The following is a 15,795-nucleotide window of genomic DNA, read 5'->3' on the forward strand; positions in this document are numbered from 1 at the left end:
CGAGGGGTGAGCACCGTAGTCCGTCGCCTGCTGGATCTGACCGTCGAAGAGCACACCCTGACCGTGCCGCTGGTGTGGTCGGATCCGTCCGACACCCGCACGATCGACATCTTCGCCAGGGTCGTGACGCGCGAGGGCGGCGAGGCCCTCCCCTACCTGGTCTTCCTGCAGGGCGGACCGGGGCATGAGGCTCCGCGGCCGTTCCACGCCACGACCGCGCCAGCATGGCTCGACGAGGCCCTCGCCCGTTACCGCCTCGTGCTGCTCGACCAGCGCGGCACCGGCCTGTCCACGCCTGTCGGGGATGCCGATCTGCAGCGGGGCGCCTCCGCGGTCGCCGAGCACCTCACGCACCTGCGCGCCGACTCGATCGTTCGCGACTGCGAGGCGGTGCGCACGCACCTCGGGGTGGAGACCTGGAGCGTGCTCGGCCAGTCGTTCGGCGGCTTCACCACGCTCGCGTACCTGTCGACCGACGCCGCGTCCCTGGACGACGTGTTCATCACGGGCGGTCTCAGCACCGTCGGACGCCACCCCGATGACGTGTACGCGCTCTGCTATGACAAGATGCGCACGGCATCCGAGGCGTACTACCGGCGATTCCCGGAGCACCGCGACGCGATGCGGCGGCTCGTCGACCTCGCGGATGCCGGCGGGATCGTCCTCCCGGACGGCGAGGTCGTCACGCCGTCCCGGCTGCGCTCGGCCGGGTCGGCGCTCGGCACCGACGACGGCTGGCAGACCCTGTGGTCACTGCTGGAGCGCGACCCCGCCTCCAACGCGTTCCGTCACGACCTCATGCACGCGATGCCGTTCGACGGCCGCAATCCGATGTACTTCGCCTTCCACGAATCGAGCTACGCGAGCGGCCAGGCCACGCGGTGGTCGGCCGAGCGGACGGAGCCCGCGGACTTCCGCGAGGATGTGACGCTGTTCACCGGCGAGCACATCAGACGGGAATGGACCGAGACGGTGCCGGCGTTCCGCCCGTGGCGGGAGGTCGCACTGGAGCTGGCCGAGTTCGAGTGGCCCCGCATCTACGACGCCGATGCGATCGCGGCATCCGGAGCGACCGGCGCCGCAGCCGTCTACGTCAACGACGTGTACGTGCCGATGGAGTTCTCCCTGGAGACGGCGCGGCTCCTGCCGGGCGTGAAGCTCTGGGTGACCAGCGAGCATGAGCACAACGGCCTGCGCTCCGGCCCCGTGCTGACGCGCCTGATCGATCTCGCCCAGGGCCGCCGCATCCGCTGAGCATCCCCCTGCAGGCGGATGCCGTGCGGAGGATGTCCGCGTACGCTGAGCGCATGGACGACGTGATCGGCTGGCTGCAGGTGATGCTCGCGGTCACGCTCGGTCCCTGCCTGATCGTCTTCGCCATCGTGCGGAGCATGTCGACGAAGCCGGTCGAGGTGAAGTACAGGGGCGCAGGCGGCGGGCTGGGAGGCGCCTTCGATGCGATCTGGATGCCGTCGGCGCACGAAGCCGGCATGGAGCGCGATCGTCAGTCCGAGCGGACAGCGCCGGCGCCGTCGTCCGGCGATCCTTCGAGCAGGATTCAGGGCGACCGCATCATCCTCGACCTCTGAAGGGGACGAGAAAGGCCCCGCGCTCCGAGGAGCGCGGGGCCTTCGCGGCGAGGGTCCTTACTTGGACGAGCCGCCGAAGCCCTTGAAGCGCTGGTTGAACTTCTCGACGCGACCGGCCGAGTCCATGATGCGCTGCTTGCCCGTGTAGAACGGGTGCGAGGCCGAGGAGATCTCGACGTCGATGACGGGGTACTCCACACCGTCCAGCTCGACGGTCTTGTCGCTGGTCACGGTGGAGCGGGTGAGGAACGTCTCGCCCGAGCCGAGGTCGCGGAACACGACAGCCTGGTAATCGGGGTGAATGTCAGTCTTCATGGGATTCCTTAATCAGTGCCCTGGATTGTGCCAGGGGCGAGGGAAGTCTGCGGTGCTGAGAGCACCAAGGATCGATTCTAACAGGACTTCGAAAGGATCAGTGACCCGGTTCAGGACGCCGCGCGCGCGGCGTGGCGTCCGTCCTCGGTGCTGAGCGAGATCGGCATGCCGAACGCCTCGGTGAGGGCTTCGGCCGTCAGGGCCTCCGCGATGGGGCCGGCCGCCACGATCCGGCCGTCGCGGATCAGCATCACGTGGGTGAAGCCGACGGGGATCTCCTCGACGTGGTGCGTCACCATCAGCATCGCCGGGGTCGTCGGCGAGGAGGCGTATCCGCTGAGCAGCGCGAGCAGCTCCTCGCGCGAGCCGAGGTCCAGCGACGCCGTCGGCTCGTCCAGGAGCAGCAGCTCGGGGTCGGTCATCACCGCGCGGGCGATCTGCACGCGCTTCTGCTCGCCGTCGCTCAGCGTGCCGAAGGTGCGGTCGGCCAGGTGGTCGAGGCGCCAGTCGCCGAGCACGCGAAGCGCCCGGCGCTCGTCGATGTCCTCGTAGCTCTCGTTCCAGCGGCCGAGGACCGAGTACGCGGCGGTCAGCACGGCGTTCAGCACGGTCTCGTCGCGCGGCACGCGCTTGGCCATGGCCGATGAGGCGAATCCGATGCGGGGACGCACCTCGAACACGTCGGTCCGGCCGAGCGTCTCCCCCAGCACGGTGACCGTGCCGGACGTCGGATGCATCAGCGTGTCAGCGAGCTGCAGCAGCGTCGTCTTGCCGGCGCCGTTCGGGCCGAGGATCACCCAGCGCTGATCATCCGCGACCTGCCAGGTCACGTGATCGATGATGTTGCGCCCCTCGCGGCGCACGACGACGTCGGTGAATTCCAGGGCGATCGACATGCGAACCAGCCTATCGGCTCAGGCGGTCAGCTCCGCGTACAGCGCGCGGGTGGTGTCGGCGATCGCGCCCCAGCTGAACTCGTCCCTCGCCCGCTCGCGTCCTGCCTCGCCGTAGGCCTTCGCGCGGGCCGGGTCGGAGGTCACCTCCGTCAGCACTGCCGCGAGGTCTGCGACGTAGCGCTCAGGGTCGACCGGAGTGCCGGTTCCGTCCTGCACCTGCTCGATCGGCACCAGCCGCCCCGTCACGCCGTCGTCGACGACTTCGGGGATGCCCCCGGTGGCCGTGCCGACCACTGCGGCGCCGCAGGCCATCGCCTCGAGGTTCACGATGCCGAGCGGCTCGTAGACGGAGGGGCAGACGAACGTCGTGGCAGCCGTGAGGATCGCGGAGAGCTCGTCACGAGGCAGCATCTTCTCGATCCAGATCACGCCTTCGCGAGTCTGCTGCAGCAGCCGCACGCCCTCCTGCACCTCCGCCATGATCTCCGGGGTGTCCGGTGCGCCGGCGCACAGCACGAGCTGCACCTCGGGCGGCAGCAGCCGCGCCGCCTGGAGCATGTACGGCAGCCCCTTCTGCCGCGTGATGCGGCCGACGAAGACCACCGAAGGACGCTCCGGGTCCATGCCGATCGACTGCAGGAACTCCGGGTTCTGCACGGGATGCCAGCGCTCGACGTCGATGCCGTTGTGGATCACCCTGACCCTCGAGGGGTCGACGTTCGGGTAGCTGCGCAGGATGTCGGCGCGCATGCCGGCGCTCACCGCGATGACCGCGGCGGCGTTCTCGTACGCGAGCTTCTCGATGCCGCTGGAGACCGCATAGCCGCCGCCGAGCTGCTCGGCCTTCCACGGTCGCAGCGGCTCGAGGCTGTGCGCGGTGAGCACGTGCGGGATGCCGTGCAGCTGCGAGGCGATGTGCCCGGCGAAGTTCGCGTACCAGGTGTGGCTGTGCACGAGGTCGGCGTCGGCGATCGCGGAGACGATCTCGAGATCGGTGCCGAGGGTCTGCAGCGCGGCGTTCGCGTTCGCGAGCTCGGACGGCGGTCTGTAGGCGAAGGTTCCGGCCTCATCGCGGGGCGCGCCGAAGGCGCGGACACGCACTTCGATGCTCTGCCGCAGCGCGGCGACGAGCTCCGCGACGTGCACACCGGCACCGCCGTAGACCTCCGGCGGGTACTCCTTCGTGATCATTTCGACTCGCATGCTCGAAACGCTAGTACACGCCGGGATTCGCCCTCTAGGGTGGAGCCATGTCCGCACCAAAGAAGATCTTCGGCATCATCCTCGCCGGCGGCGAGGGCAAGCGTCTCATGCCCCTGACGGCGGACCGGGCGAAACCGGCCGTGCCCTTCGGAGGGCAGTACCGATTGATCGACTTCGCGATCTCCAACCTCATCAACTCGGGGCTGAGGCAGATCGTGGTGCTCACCCAGTACAAGTCCCACAGCCTCGACCGGCACATCTCGCAGACCTGGCGCATGTCGGCCCTGCTCGACTCGTACGTCGCCTCGGTGCCCGCTCAGCAGCGACTCGGAAAGCGCTGGTTCTCCGGATCCGCCGATGCCATCCTGCAGAGCCTGAACCTGATCAACGACGAGAAGCCGGACATCGTCATCGTGATCGGCGCCGACCACGTGTACCGGATGGACTTCCGGCAGATGCTCGACGCCCACATCGAGTCCGGCGCGAAGGCGACCGTGGCCGGCATCCGTCAGCCTCTCGCGCTCGCGTCGCAGTTCGGCGTCATCGACGCGGACACGGAGTCTGGTCGCATCAAGCAGTTCCTGGAGAAGCCGACGGATGCCGCAGGCCTCGACGACTCCCCTCACGAGGTGCTCGCCTCGATGGGCAATTACATCTTCGACGCCGACGCCCTGATCGAGGCGGTCGAGTCGGACGGCGAGTCGCCGACGTCGGGTCACGACATGGGCGGCGACATCGTGCCGTACTTCGTGGACCGAGGCGAGGCCGGCTACTACGACATGAAGCAGAACGACGTGCCCGGCTCCTCGCCGCGTGACCGCTCGTACTGGCGCGACGTCGGTACGATCGACTCCTTCTTCGACGCCCACATGGATCTCATCTCCACGCTGCCGGTGTTCAACCTGTACAACATGGAGTGGCCGATCCACTCGCAGGCCGTGAACTCGCCGCCCGCCAAGTTCGTGCGCGACTCGGTCGGCCGCATCGGCAACGCGATCGACTCGATCGTCTCCCTCGGATGCGTGCTCTCCGGCACCCATGTCGAGCGCAGCGTCGTGGGTCCGTGGACGCTGGCCGGCGGCGGCTCGACCATCACCGACTCGGTGCTGTTCGATCACGTCCGGGTCGGCGCGGGCGCCCGCGTGCACCGTGCCATCCTCGACAAGAACGTCGTCCTCGCCGACGGCGCGACGGTGGGCGTGGACCGCGAGCGCGACCTCGCCAGGGGTTTCACCGTCACGGAGTCGGGCATCACGGTCGTCGGCAAGGGCGTGCACGTCGAGCGCTGAGCGCGTCACGCGGCGTCGCGTCCCCGGCGCCGATCGCTAGGCTCGAACGCGTGACCTCTGCGCGCTTCCTCGTCGTCCTCGATGCCGATTCCACCCTCATCCGCAATGAGGTGATCGAGCTGCTCGCCGATGAGGCGGGGCGGCGCGACGAGGTGCAGGCCGCGACAGAGGCGGCGATGCGCGGGGAGGTCGACTTCGCCGCCAGCCTGCGCACCCGCGTGGCGGCCCTCGAGGGCGTGCCGGTCACCGCGTTCGCGCGGGTCCTCGCCCGCATCGAGCCGACGGCCGGCGTGCGCGAGCTCACCGCGGCCGTTCATGACCGCGGCGGAGTCGTCGGCGTCGTGTCCGGCGGGTTCCACGAGATCCTCGACGATGTGGCGCCGGGGCTCGGCGTCGACCGCTGGCGCGCCAACCGACTCGAGGTCGCCGACGGCGCCCTCACCGGCCGGGTCGACGGCGAGATCGTGGACGCAGCGGCCAAGGCCGCGTCGCTGCAGGAGTGGGCCGCCGACCTCGGCGTCGCCCCGCACGCGACGATCGCGATCGGCGACGGCGCCAACGATCTGCAGATGATGGCCGTCGCCGGCCTCGGCCTCGCGTTCAACGCGAAGCCCGCCGTGCGCGCGGCGGCGAGCCTGGTCGTCGGCCCGCAGGACCTCTCCGAGGTCATCGCCCTGCTGCCGTAGCGGATGTCGGCGGCCGCGGCTAGCTTCGTGGCATGGACATCATCCTCATCCCCGGTCTCTGGCTCGACGCGACCAGCTGGGCCGAGGTGCTCCCCCGGCTGGAGGGCGCGGGGCACCGTGTGCATCCGCTCACGATGCCGGGTCTCGACGCTCCCGCGTCCGCGTCGTCCGACATCGGCATCGCGGACTGGGTGGCGGCGGGAGTCGCCGCCGTCGATGCCGTACCCGGCCCCGTCGTGGTCGTCGGGCACAGCGGCGGCGGCAACGTCGCCTGGGGTGTCGCAGATGCGCGTCCTGATCGGGTCGCCCGGGTGATCTTCGTCGACACGGTCCCGCCTCCGGCGGGGTCGGGGATCAGCGAGTTCGAGGTGGTCGACGGCGTCATCCCGTTCCCCGGCTGGGACTTCTTCCCCGCCGAAGACGTCGACGATCTCGACGACGTCACCCGGGCGCGGACCGCGCCGCTCACGCACAGCGTGCCGGCCCGTGTCCCCGCCGATCCGATCGCTCTCGCCGACGACGCGCGTCACCGCGTGCCGGTCACGCTGCTGATGGGCGGACTCGACCGGGAGACGCTGGAGTCGGAGCTCGAGAACTGGGGGCCGTATGCCGATGAGTTCCGCGCCATCGACGACGTCGAGGTGGTGCGCATCGGATCCGGTCATTGGCCGCAGTTCTCCGCGCCGCAGCGCCTCGCCGAGCTGATGCTCGCCGCGATCGCCCGCTGACGAGCGGGTCTGCGCCGCCGCAGCGCGTCAGGCGGGGCTCAGTGCCCCATGCCGAGGCCCCCGTCGACGGGGATCACGGCGCCGGAGATGTAACCGGAGTCGTCGCTCGCGAGCCAGGTCACGACGCCGGCGACCTCGTCGGGGGTGGCGAAGCGCCCGGCCGGGATGCTGGCCTTGTACTGCTTCTGCGTCTCCTCGGGGAGTTCGGCCGTCATGTCGGTCTCGATGAATCCGGGCGCGACGACGTTCGCGGTGATGCCGCGGCCGCCGAGTTCACGGGTGAGCGAGCGGGCGAAGCCGACGAGGGCGCTCTTCGAGGCGGAGTAGTTGACCTGTCCGGCGGAGCCGTAGAGGCCGACGACGCTGGAGATGAGGATCACGCGACCGAAACGGGCGCGCAGCATGCCCTTCGAGGCGCGCTTGACCACACGGAACGTGCCGCCGAGGTTCGTGGCGACGACGCTGTCGAAATCGTCCTCGCTCATGCGCAGGAGCAGTGTGTCCTTCGTGATCCCGGCGTTCGCGACGACGATCTCCACGGGTCCGAGCTGCTGCTCGACCTCGGTGAACGCGGCGTCGAGGGCGGCGGCATCGGTGACGTCCGCACGCACCGTGAGCGTGCCATCGGGGCCTTCCCCGCTGCGAGCCGTGACCGCGACCTTGTAGCCCTCACGGACGAATCGCTCGGCGATGGCCCGGCCGATGCCCCGGTTGCCTCCGGTGACGAGGACGACGCGCTGAGAACTCATTTCCACTCCTGATCTGGCCGGCGGATTCCGTGGCCGGGTCATAGGCGATCCTATCGAGGATGCCGTCGGTGCTCCGAGAGAGGTTTGACAGAACCGGGTGCTGCTGAAACGCTGAGCACGACGAAAGGCACGCAGCGTGAGCGATAGCAGCATCCCCACTCCGGCAGGCGACCCGCAGCCGACGCCACCGCCCGTCGCGCCCGCCGCGCAGCCCGTCCAGGCCTATCCGGGCGCCGCGCCCGCCTACCCGGGTGCTCAGCCTCCCGCCTACGGCGCTCAGCCTCCCGCCTACGCCGCCCCCGCGCCCCCGCAGGGCTACTACGGCGCAGCCGCACCCGTGCAGCAGCAGGCCCCTGGCTATCCGGCTTACGGGGCTCCCGCCTATCCGGCGCCCCGTCCGAGCAGCGGCCTGGCGATCACCTCGCTCATCTGCGGCATCGGCGGCGTCGTGCTGTCGTGGGCGATCGTGCCGATCCTGGCATCGATCGTCGCCGTGATCACGGGCCACATGGTGCTGCGCCAGACCAAGGCGAACCCTGCTCTCGGCGGCCGCGGAATGGCCTTCGCCGGGTTGATCCTGGGCTACGTGATGGTCGCCGTGATCCTGATCGGCATCGTCACCATGGTGATCAGCTTCGTGTTCCTCGGCGCCTTCACCCTGCCGTTCATCTTCAGCAGCTGATACCGCGCGGATCGCGCGCCGGGCGGCCTGCACCGGCGTAGGCTGGATGCATCGTGAAGAGCAAGCGCCTGGTCCCTGCCGTCACCTCCCTGCCGCAGTCGCCGCAGGATGAGGCTGACCATCGCGTGCGCCGTTATGCGCTCACGATGACGATCCGGATCGCGTGCTTCGGCCTGATGGTCCTCGTGCAGCCGTACGGCTGGTACACCTGGGTGTTCGCCATCGCCGCCGCGGTGCTGCCCTACATCGCCGTCGTGTTCGCCAACGCTGGCAGCGACAGCACCGAGACCGTCGTGGAGTCCCCGCTGCAGCAGCTCGAGGCGGCGGCACCGGCCGAGACCGCGGCGGATGACACAGAACCGCAGATCCTCACGGTCCGCGAGAACCGCCAGGACGAGGCGTGACCGCACCGGAGTGCTCGCGCGCCGGGTGCCGGAATGCGGCGACGCAGCAGGTCGTGTGGCGCAATCCGCGCATCCACACCGCCGACCGCGAGAAGATCTGGCTCGCCTGCGACGAGCACGGCGGCTTCCTCCACGACTACCTCGCCGCACGCGACTTCCCGGTGACCGTGCGCCCCGGGGTTCCCGCATGAGCCCGCGGATGCTGCGCTGGAGCGTCTACGTCCTCATCGCCATCGGCTTCGCGGTGGCGTGTGCCTTCCTCTCGAACTGGCAGTTCGAGCGCAACGAATCGCGCGCCGACCAGATCGCTCTGGTCGAGCGGAACTACGACGCGGAGCCGGTGCCGCTGGCCGATCTGATCGGATCGGCGGGCGTGCTGGACCCGGAGGACGAATGGCATCCGGTCACGCTCGCTGGCGAGTACCTCGCTGACGAGCAGGTGCTGGTGCGCAACCGGCCGCACGGCGGCACGAGCGCCTTCGAGGTGCTGACCCCGTTCCGGGATGCGGATGGACGTCTCTTCCTCGTCGATCGCGGCTGGGTTCCTCCTGGTGACGGCGAGTCACCGGACGCCGTACCCGCGCCGCCCTCCGGCGAGGTCGAGGTGACCGTGCGCCTGCGCCCTGGGGAACAGCTCCCGGCTTCGGGCCGAGGAGCCCCCGATGGGCAGGTGCCGACCATCCACCTGCCTTCTGTCGACGACCTCGTGGACGGGGACCTGATCACCGGTGCCTACGGACAGCTGATCAGCGAGGAGCCGGGTTCGCTCGGCGGCTTCGCATCCCCCACCGAGGATCCGGGGCCGCACCTTTCCTATGCGATCCAGTGGATCCTGTTCGCGCTGATGGGCTTCGTGTTCATCGGCTACATCATCCGCACCGAGATCGTGAAGCACCACGAGGAGCAGGAGGGCATCGCCGCGCCGGTGCGGGCTTCACGGCGCCGGGACAAGGATGCCGACGTCGAGGACGAACTCCTCGACGTGCGCGAGAGGCTCACTCCGCCCAGGCGGTGACCCGGGAGACGGACGCCGTCTTCGGGTAGGTCCCACCTCGCCCACCGACCTCGAAGAGGTCGATGAGGAGCAGCATCGGGTAGTCAGGGGCTTGAGGGATCCGGCGGACGACGACACCGTCGCAGCCGATCACCGTCTCCCGCGCACCCCAGATCGCAGTCCAGGTATGTGCCCGGCTCGCGTCGAACGGCAGCACGACCTCGGTCATGTCGGTCGTCATCCGCGGGTCGTGATGCGCCTTGACGCCCGTCCGCGCGGTCGTCGTGGCGCCGACGGCCTCCGCGTCGATCTCGAAGATGCAGATCTCCCCGGCGTCATCCTCGGACCGGTGCTCGACGCCGACGAGCCACGCGGCGAGCATGCAGCCGGCATCCGTGCTCGCCGACACCGTGATGTCCACACGGCCGCGCGAGGGCGCGAACAGCAGCCGCTCCGGGGTCTCGGTGCGGACGACGAGGCCATCGGAGCGGTGGCGATGCGTGCCTCGCGCTGAGCCGACCGGGCCGGAGTACGTCCCCGTCTGCACGTTCGAGACGCGCAGCGGCGCATCTTCAGGCCGCCAGTCCGGCTGGTCCTCCTCGATGCGCAGCTCGAGTCCATGGACGCCGATCCCGTAGCGCGCCTCGGAGCGCTCCGGCGTGCTCCAGTGCGGCAGATAGTGCGGCACCCACCGGTCAGGCCGGAGACCTTCGGAGAAGTCGTCGTCGAAGTCCGCGAGGCGTCGGGGAACGGGCGGAAGCGGCTCAGAGCGGATGGTCACGCGCCATCCTCCCATGCACCGCCGACGTCGGAGCGGCCGGCCTCAGTCCTGCCACGGCATCGGACGCTCGGGGAGACGCGCGCTGTCGTCCGGCAGATGCGGCAGCTCCTCCCCGCCCGCCCGGATGCAGAGCCAGCGCAGCTCCCCCGGGCTGTCCGGACGCGCGCGCCAGGTGCGCGCGACGCCCTGCCCGACCCGGATCACGGTGCCGGGTCCGACGTCGACGACATCGTCGTCCAGGCCCATCTGTCCACGGCCGGCGAGGAACACGTACATCTCCTCGACCCGGTCGTGCACGTGCCAGTACCCGGCCTCCTCCCCCGGAACGAGGGCGTTCGCGGTCATCCCGATGAACTGCATCGTCAGCTCGTGGTCCACGACCCTCCGGCCGTCGCGCGAGCGCGTGGCGTCGAATCCGCCGTGGTGGCCGCGCCACTCGTCGAGGTCGCCGATCTCGACCACCTGATATCCGCTCATCCCTGCTCCTCCGTGTCATGTTCGCTCGCCCCGGCCGAGGCACCTGTCATGGTCCGCCGCCAGCCGTCCTCGATGCGGTCGTAGACGATCCGGGTGTGGTTCCGGTCCGCCGATCCCTGCCAGAACTCCACGCGCGACGCGATGATCCGCCAGAGCACCCAGTCCCCCGGTGCGATGCCGTCGCGAGCGGCGCCGGAGCGCGCCGCGAGGTCGGCGGCGCTCTCCTCCGGCGTCGCCTCGCGCACGATTCCGCGTACGCGCACGGCGCGTACGACCGGCTGCCACCAGAAGCCGAGTGCGGCGGCGGGTGCGGCAGCGAGCTGCGCGCCCTTGCGCGAGGACCGTGGTCCCGCGAAGGCCCAGCCGTGCCCGTCCACTCCCTTGAGGATCAACGTCCGCGCATCGGGGACACCCTCCGCATCGACGGTCGCCAGGGTCGCGGCGTGCGGCTCGGGCACGTGTGCATCCGCGGCATCCGCGATCCAGATGCGGAACAGCGTCTCCGGCTCGGCGGGGATCGTCTCGAGGTCGAGAGGCGGCGCGGTTCCGGTGAGGGCGGGCAGCGCACGCAGCCAGGCTGCCAGGTCGGTCGAGGGGATGCTCTGTTCGGGCCGCACGCTCTCGACTATGCCACGGCCGAGAGGGTGCGAGGCCCGTCAGGCGAGCTCGATGAGGTCCTGGTACTCCTGGCTCCAGATGTCCTCGACGCCGTCCGGCAGGATCAGCACCCGCTCCGGGTTCAGCGACTGCACGGCACCGGGATCGTGAGACACGAGCACGACAGCGCCCTCGTAGTGCGCGAGCGCGCCCAGGATCTCCTCGCGCGACGCGGGGTCGAGGTTGTTCGTCGGCTCGTCGAGCAGCAGCAGGTTCGCAGAGGACACCACGAGCGTCGCGAGTGACAGCCGCGTCTTCTCGCCGCCGGAGAGCACGCCTGCGGGCTTGAGGACGTCATCGCCGGTGAACAGGAACGAGCCCAGCACCTTGCGCGCCTCCATCTCCGTGATGTGCGGAGCGGCGGACACCATGTTCTCGAGCACCGACCGGTTGACGTCGAGATTCTCGTGCTCCTGGGCGTAGTAGCCGACCTTGAGCCCGTGTCCCGGTTCGAGCTGCCCCGTGTCCGGCTTGTCGACGCCGGCGAGCATACGCAGCAGCGTCGTCTTGCCAGCGCCGTTGAGGCCGAGGATGACCACCTTCGACCCGCGGTCGATCGCGAGGTCGACATCGGTGAAGATCTCCAGTGACCCGTAGGACTTCGAGAGCCCGGTCGCCATCATCGGGGTCTTGCCGCAGGGCGCGGGCTTCGGGAAGCGCAGCTTCGCGACGCGGTCCTCCTGGCGCACCTCGTCGAGGCCGGCCAGGAGCTTCTCGGCACGCGCGATCATCTGGTGAGCGGCAGCGGCCTTCGACGCCTTCGCACCGAAGCGGGCCGCCTGCTGCTGCAGCGTGGTGGCCTTCTTCTCGGCGTTGGCGCGCTCCTTCTTGCGGCGCTCCTCGTCGGCCACGCGCTGGCGCAGGTAGTTCTTCCAGTTCATGTTGTACGTGTCGATGATCTGGCGGTTCGCGTCGAGGTAGAAGACGCGGTTGACCGTCTCGCCGACGAGCTCGACATCGTGGCTGATCACGATCAGCCCGCCCTTGTAGTTCTTGAGGAACTCCCGCAGCCACACCACGCTGTCCGCGTCGAGGTGGTTGGTCGGCTCATCGAGGATCATCGTCTCGGCGTCGGAGAAGAGGATGCGCGCCAGCTCGATGCGTCGACGCTGACCGCCCGACAGGGTCGACAGGGGCTGGTCGAGGATGCGATCGGGAAGCGACAGGTTGTTGGCGATGGATGCCGCCTCGGCCTCGGCCGCATAGCCGCCCTGCGCCTCGAACTGCTCGGTGAGACGCGCGTAGCGCTTCATCGCCTTCTCGGCGACCGCGGGATCCTCGGAGCCCATGGCGAGCGAGGCCTCGGTCATCCCCAGATTGAGCTGGCCGAGTCCGCGCGCGTCGAGGATGCGGGTGCGGGCGAGGTCCTCGGGATTGCCCGAACGGGGGTCCTGCGGCAGGTAGCCGAGTTCGCCGGAGCGCGTCACGCTGCCCCCCGAGGGCAGTACGTCGCCGGCGAGCACCTTGGTCAGCGTGGTCTTGCCCGCGCCGTTGCGGCCGACGAGACCGATCTTGTCTCCGTCGCTCACACGGAACGACACGTTCTCCATCAGGAGGCGTGCGCCAACGCGGATCTCGAGTTCGTGCACGGCGAGCACAGCGGTTGTCCGTTCGTCAGGGGTGGGGTTCGGCGGAAGGGCCAGCCTCTCAGTATAGATCGCGGCCGCTGAAGACCCTCTGAGGTATGAGACGGACGACACTCGGGAGTGATGTGCCAGGTGGTGCCGCGTTCGTAACGTCGGAGCGTGGACATCATCAACGAGATCATCTTCCAGGCCGCCTCCTCCCCTTGGCTCTACCTCGTCATGTTCGCCACGGCGGTGATCGACGGGTTCTTCCCGCCCATCCCCAGCGAGACCGTCCTCGTCGCCGCCGCAGCGGTCGCGGCGTCGTCGGGAGATGCGAACATCGTCCTGCTCTGCGCCATGGCCGCGCTCGGCGCGGTGATCGGCGACAACATCGCGTACGCGATCGGGCGCTCCGTCGGCGTGCGCCGTTGGGCGTGGATGCGGCGTCCCCGCGTCGCCGCCGCGGTGCAGCGCGCACAGCGCACTCTGGAGCATCGCGGCGCCCCGCTGATCATCGGGGCGCGCTACATCCCGGTCGGACGGGTCGCCGTCAACATGTCGGCCGGCGCGCTGCGCTACCCGTGGCGGCGATTCCTCCCCCTGAGCATCGTCGCCGCGGTCACCTGGGCCGCCTACAGCGCGGGGATCGGCGTGATCGCCGGCTCCTGGATCGAGGACCAGCCGCTTCTGAGCGCTGTGCTCGGCATCGCGTTCGCCCTCGTCATCGGTCTCGTGATCGAGAGGGTCGCATCGATGAGCCGTCGCCGTCCCACCCTGCGCGCCGGCTCGGATGCGATCATCGAGGGCGAGGTGCCCGAGCCGAGCCGCGTGGAGGTGGCAGGATGACTCCCATGGCGGCGAAGCGGACCCGGGCGCGCAGGAACCGGCGACCACGGCCGGCCTGGATCCGCGATCGGCGCACGGCGATGATCGTCGTGCTGTCCGTGGTCGCGGTCGTTCTCTTCTCCGTTCTCGTGCCGCTGCACGGCGCCGCCTACGGCAGCCCGATCCCGGTGACGATGCTGCTCGGCGCCGCCGCGGTCGCGGCTCCCCTGGTGTCGATGCGGCGGCCGAACCTCGCGATGATGCTGTTCACCGCCGCCGCGCTGCTGATCCCTCTCACGGTCCCGCGCAGCGGGGCGGTGACCGCCCCGTGGCCCTGGTCGGTGCCGATGCTTCTCGCGTTCGCCGTCATCGTCGCCGCGATCACGTTCCAGCACGGCTGGCGGCCGGGGCTCGTCCAGCTCGTCCTCGGCACCGCGGCCGGGCTCATCGCGTCGATCATGCTGCCGGAGTTCCCGAGCGCGAACTCGCTCATCGTCACGACTTCCGTGGTCGGCGGTCTGTACGTGCTCGCCGTTCTCCTCGCAGGCCGTCTGCGGCTCGGCGAGGAGCTCACGCAGGAGCGCGCGAACACGGCCCAGGAGCAGGCCCGCCGCGAGCTGGTCGAGGAGCGCACCCGCATCGCCAGGGAGCTCCACGACGTCGTGGCGCACAGCATGTCCCTCATCCAGGTGCAGGCGGCGACCGCGCGCTACCGGGTTCCCGATCTGCAGCAGGACGCCGCGACCGAGTTCGACGACATCGCGGCGACCGCGCGCACCGCTCTCGCCGAGATGCGCCGGATCCTCGGTGTCCTGCGGACCGAGGACCACACCGCGGAGCTCGCCCCCCAGCGCGGAGTCGACGACATCCCCGCCCTCGTCGAGACCAGCCGCCGCGCGGGAGCGTCCATCGCCCTCGCCCAGGCCGTGGACGGCGACGTCTCCCCCGCCACGCAGATCGCCGCCTACCGGATCGTGCAGGAGGCGATCAGCAACGCCGTCAGGCACGCTCCGGGCTCTGAGATCACAGTGTCGGTGACCGCCGGCGACGACGCCGTCGCCGTGACTGTCCGCAACGGCGCGGCGGCGAGCCCGAGTCCGGGTGCCGGCGCCGGCCAGGGGCATGGCGGCCACGGCCTGCGCGGCATGTCCGAGCGCGCGACGCTCCTCGGCGGAACCGTGCAGGCAGGACCCGATGGCGACGGATGGACCGTCAGCGCTGTGCTGCCACGGCATCCTGTCTCCCCCGCTCCGGAAGGAACCACGTGAGCATCAGCGTCCTCATCGCAGACGACCAGGCCATGGTGCGAGCGGGTTTCGCCGCGCTTCTGGACGCCCACGACGGCATCCGCGTGGCCGGTCAGGCCGCCGACGGCGCCGAGGCCGTGGCGATGGCCGCCCGGCTGAACCCGGACGTGATCCTGATGGACGTGCGGATGCCCGAGCTCGACGGCATCGAGGCGACCCGGCGCATCCTCGGCCCCTCGTATCCGGCCGCGCATGTGCCGCGCATCCTGATGCTGACGACCTTCGACATCGACGACTACGTCTACGACGCGCTCGAGGCGGGTGCCAGCGGCTTCCTGCTGAAGGACGCGCTGCCCGAGGAGCTCGTGCACGCGGTGCGGGTCGTCGCGGCCGGCGACGCGCTGCTCGCGCCGAGCGTGACGAGGCGCATGATCGAGCAGTTCGCCGGGCGCCGCCCTCGGACGGCGCGTGCGGCGACGTCCCTGACGGAGCTGACGGAGCGCGAGCGCGAGGTGCTCGTGCTCATCGGCAAGGGACGCTCCAACACCGAGATCGGGGCCGATCTCTTCATCGCGGAGCAGACCGTGAAGACGCACGTCGGCAAGATCCTGGCGAAGCTCGGCCTGCGCGACCGCGTCCACGCCGTCATCCTCGCCTACGACACCGGTCTCGTCGAACCGGCATCCTGACTCATCCCCCGGTAGG

The 15,795-nt window shown here is 70.0% G+C and carries 20 protein-coding genes; 12 read left to right on the top strand and 8 right to left on the bottom strand.

The window, feature by feature from the left end; translation table 11 throughout:
* Positions 1 to 6 precede the first annotated feature (6 nt).
* Positions 7 to 1,254: an alpha/beta fold hydrolase gene (locus tag IPV10_RS01230; RefSeq protein ID WP_207479540.1), complete on the top strand. Its 1,248-nt coding sequence runs from the start codon at positions 7 to 9 to the stop codon at positions 1,252 to 1,254.
* Positions 1,255 to 1,307: 53 nt separating this feature from the next.
* Positions 1,308 to 1,589 (top strand): hypothetical protein, encoded by a 282-nt coding sequence (locus IPV10_RS01235; protein WP_207479542.1) that lies wholly within the window; start codon positions 1,308 to 1,310, stop codon positions 1,587 to 1,589.
* 57 nt (positions 1,590 to 1,646) lie between these two features.
* Here the strand turns inward: IPV10_RS01235 and IPV10_RS01240 are convergent, their stop codons facing one another.
* The 3 genes from IPV10_RS01240 to glgA all read right to left on the bottom strand — a co-directional run bounded on the left by IPV10_RS01240 (position 1,647) and on the right by glgA (position 4,003).
* A complete protein-coding gene (locus IPV10_RS01240; RefSeq protein WP_207479545.1) occupies positions 1,647 to 1,904 on the bottom strand; it encodes a type B 50S ribosomal protein L31 in 258 nt (85 codons plus the stop codon).
* 110 nt (positions 1,905 to 2,014) lie between these two features.
* On the bottom strand, positions 2,015 to 2,800 hold the full coding sequence (locus tag IPV10_RS01245) for an ABC transporter ATP-binding protein (protein WP_207479547.1): 786 nt from the start codon (positions 2,798 to 2,800) through the stop codon (positions 2,015 to 2,017).
* Between the two features lie 18 nt (positions 2,801 to 2,818).
* Complete coding sequence (gene glgA / locus IPV10_RS01250; RefSeq protein WP_207479549.1) at positions 2,819 to 4,003, bottom strand: glycogen synthase; 1,185 nt, start codon at positions 4,001 to 4,003, stop codon at positions 2,819 to 2,821.
* A 47-nt stretch (positions 4,004 to 4,050) separates the two neighbouring features.
* Between glgA and glgC the strand changes: the two genes are divergently transcribed.
* Genes glgC through IPV10_RS01265 form a run of 3 tightly spaced genes read left to right on the top strand, consistent with a single transcriptional unit; the run spans position 4,051 to position 6,706 of the window.
* A complete protein-coding gene (gene glgC / locus IPV10_RS01255) occupies positions 4,051 to 5,292 on the top strand; it encodes a glucose-1-phosphate adenylyltransferase (protein WP_207479551.1) in 1,242 nt (413 codons plus the stop codon).
* 50 nt (positions 5,293 to 5,342) lie between these two features.
* Positions 5,343 to 5,978, top strand: coding sequence for a phosphoserine phosphatase SerB (gene serB / locus IPV10_RS01260; protein WP_207479553.1), 636 nt, complete (start codon positions 5,343 to 5,345; stop codon positions 5,976 to 5,978).
* Positions 5,979 to 6,010: 32 nt separating this feature from the next.
* On the top strand, positions 6,011 to 6,706 hold the full coding sequence (locus IPV10_RS01265; RefSeq protein ID WP_207479555.1) for an alpha/beta fold hydrolase: 696 nt from the start codon (positions 6,011 to 6,013) through the stop codon (positions 6,704 to 6,706).
* A 38-nt stretch (positions 6,707 to 6,744) separates the two neighbouring features.
* Here IPV10_RS01265 and IPV10_RS01270 read toward each other — a convergent pair whose 3' ends face one another.
* Complete coding sequence (locus tag IPV10_RS01270) at positions 6,745 to 7,455, bottom strand: beta-ketoacyl-ACP reductase (RefSeq protein ID WP_207479558.1); 711 nt, start codon at positions 7,453 to 7,455, stop codon at positions 6,745 to 6,747.
* Positions 7,456 to 7,591: 136 nt separating this feature from the next.
* Between IPV10_RS01270 and IPV10_RS17265 the strand changes: the two genes are divergently transcribed.
* Genes IPV10_RS17265 through IPV10_RS01290 form a run of 4 tightly spaced genes read left to right on the top strand, consistent with a single transcriptional unit; the run spans position 7,592 to position 9,556 of the window.
* Positions 7,592 to 8,137 carry a DUF4190 domain-containing protein gene (locus IPV10_RS17265; protein WP_207479560.1) on the top strand — a complete coding sequence of 182 codons (546 nt, stop codon included), beginning with the start codon at positions 7,592 to 7,594 and terminating at the stop codon, positions 8,135 to 8,137.
* 53 nt (positions 8,138 to 8,190) lie between these two features.
* On the top strand, positions 8,191 to 8,541 hold the full coding sequence (locus tag IPV10_RS01280; protein ID WP_207479562.1) for a DUF3099 domain-containing protein: 351 nt from the start codon (positions 8,191 to 8,193) through the stop codon (positions 8,539 to 8,541).
* Positions 8,538 to 8,732 carry a hypothetical protein gene (locus tag IPV10_RS01285; protein ID WP_207479564.1) on the top strand — a complete coding sequence of 65 codons (195 nt, stop codon included), beginning with the start codon at positions 8,538 to 8,540 and terminating at the stop codon, positions 8,730 to 8,732. The genes IPV10_RS01280 and IPV10_RS01285 overlap by 4 nt, the downstream gene beginning before the upstream one ends.
* Entirely contained in the window at positions 8,729 to 9,556 is an 828-nt protein-coding gene (locus IPV10_RS01290; protein WP_207479566.1) for an SURF1 family protein, read from the top strand. The genes IPV10_RS01285 and IPV10_RS01290 overlap by 4 nt, the downstream gene beginning before the upstream one ends.
* On the opposite strand, the gene IPV10_RS01295 is transcribed toward IPV10_RS01290, so the two are convergent.
* Genes IPV10_RS01295 through IPV10_RS01310 form a run of 4 tightly spaced genes read right to left on the bottom strand, consistent with a single transcriptional unit; the run spans position 9,537 to position 13,048 of the window.
* On the bottom strand, positions 9,537 to 10,316 hold the full coding sequence (locus tag IPV10_RS01295) for a family 16 glycosylhydrolase (RefSeq protein WP_307861024.1): 780 nt from the start codon (positions 10,314 to 10,316) through the stop codon (positions 9,537 to 9,539). The genes IPV10_RS01290 and IPV10_RS01295 overlap by 20 nt on opposite strands.
* A 42-nt stretch (positions 10,317 to 10,358) precedes the next feature.
* Positions 10,359 to 10,793 (bottom strand): cupin domain-containing protein, encoded by a 435-nt coding sequence (locus IPV10_RS01300; RefSeq protein ID WP_207479570.1) that lies wholly within the window; start codon positions 10,791 to 10,793, stop codon positions 10,359 to 10,361.
* Positions 10,790 to 11,410, bottom strand: a complete 621-nt coding sequence (locus IPV10_RS01305; protein ID WP_307861025.1) for a pyridoxamine 5'-phosphate oxidase family protein — start codon at positions 11,408 to 11,410, stop codon at positions 10,790 to 10,792. The genes IPV10_RS01300 and IPV10_RS01305 overlap by 4 nt, the downstream gene beginning before the upstream one ends.
* A gap of 39 nt (positions 11,411 to 11,449) precedes the next feature.
* Positions 11,450 to 13,048, bottom strand: coding sequence for an ABC-F family ATP-binding cassette domain-containing protein (locus IPV10_RS01310; RefSeq protein WP_207479572.1), 1,599 nt, complete (start codon positions 13,046 to 13,048; stop codon positions 11,450 to 11,452).
* Between the two features lie 147 nt (positions 13,049 to 13,195).
* Between IPV10_RS01310 and IPV10_RS01315 the strand changes: the two genes are divergently transcribed.
* Genes IPV10_RS01315 through IPV10_RS01325 form a run of 3 tightly spaced genes read left to right on the top strand, consistent with a single transcriptional unit; the run spans position 13,196 to position 15,779 of the window.
* Positions 13,196 to 13,864 (top strand): DedA family protein, encoded by a 669-nt coding sequence (locus IPV10_RS01315; protein ID WP_207479575.1) that lies wholly within the window; start codon positions 13,196 to 13,198, stop codon positions 13,862 to 13,864.
* Between the two features lie 5 nt (positions 13,865 to 13,869).
* A complete protein-coding gene (locus IPV10_RS01320) occupies positions 13,870 to 15,111 on the top strand; it encodes a sensor histidine kinase (protein ID WP_207479577.1) in 1,242 nt (413 codons plus the stop codon).
* A complete protein-coding gene (locus IPV10_RS01325) occupies positions 15,108 to 15,779 on the top strand; it encodes a response regulator transcription factor (RefSeq protein WP_207479579.1) in 672 nt (223 codons plus the stop codon). The genes IPV10_RS01320 and IPV10_RS01325 overlap by 4 nt, the downstream gene beginning before the upstream one ends.
* Positions 15,780 to 15,795: the final 16 nt, after the last annotated feature.

It is taken from the genome of Microbacterium sp. SD291 (assembly GCF_017355365.1).
Classification (GTDB): Bacteria; Actinomycetota; Actinomycetes; order Actinomycetales; family Microbacteriaceae; genus Microbacterium.

Bases quoted from the DNA above. Each gene is read 5' to 3' on its own strand.
- IPV10_RS01235 (WP_207479542.1), top strand. From the start codon at position 1,308: ATGGACGACGTGATCGGCTGGCTGCAGGTGATGCTCGCGGTCACGCTC.
- IPV10_RS01320 (WP_207479577.1), top strand. From the start codon at position 13,870: ATGGCGGCGAAGCGGACCCGGGCGCGCAGGAACCGGCGACCACGGCCG.
- IPV10_RS01265 (WP_207479555.1), top strand. From the start codon at position 6,011: ATGGACATCATCCTCATCCCCGGTCTCTGGCTCGACGCGACCAGCTGG.
- IPV10_RS01290 (WP_207479566.1), top strand. From the start codon at position 8,729: ATGAGCCCGCGGATGCTGCGCTGGAGCGTCTACGTCCTCATCGCCATC.
- glgC (WP_207479551.1), top strand. From the start codon at position 4,051: ATGTCCGCACCAAAGAAGATCTTCGGCATCATCCTCGCCGGCGGCGAG.
- IPV10_RS01270 (WP_207479558.1), bottom strand. From the start codon at position 7,455: ATGAGTTCTCAGCGCGTCGTCCTCGTCACCGGAGGCAACCGGGGCATC.
- IPV10_RS01240 (WP_207479545.1), bottom strand. From the start codon at position 1,904: ATGAAGACTGACATTCACCCCGATTACCAGGCTGTCGTGTTCCGCGAC.
- IPV10_RS01300 (WP_207479570.1), bottom strand. From the start codon at position 10,793: ATGAGCGGATATCAGGTGGTCGAGATCGGCGACCTCGACGAGTGGCGC.
- IPV10_RS01245 (WP_207479547.1), bottom strand. From the start codon at position 2,800: ATGTCGATCGCCCTGGAATTCACCGACGTCGTCGTGCGCCGCGAGGGG.
- glgA (WP_207479549.1), bottom strand. From the start codon at position 4,003: ATGCGAGTCGAAATGATCACGAAGGAGTACCCGCCGGAGGTCTACGGC.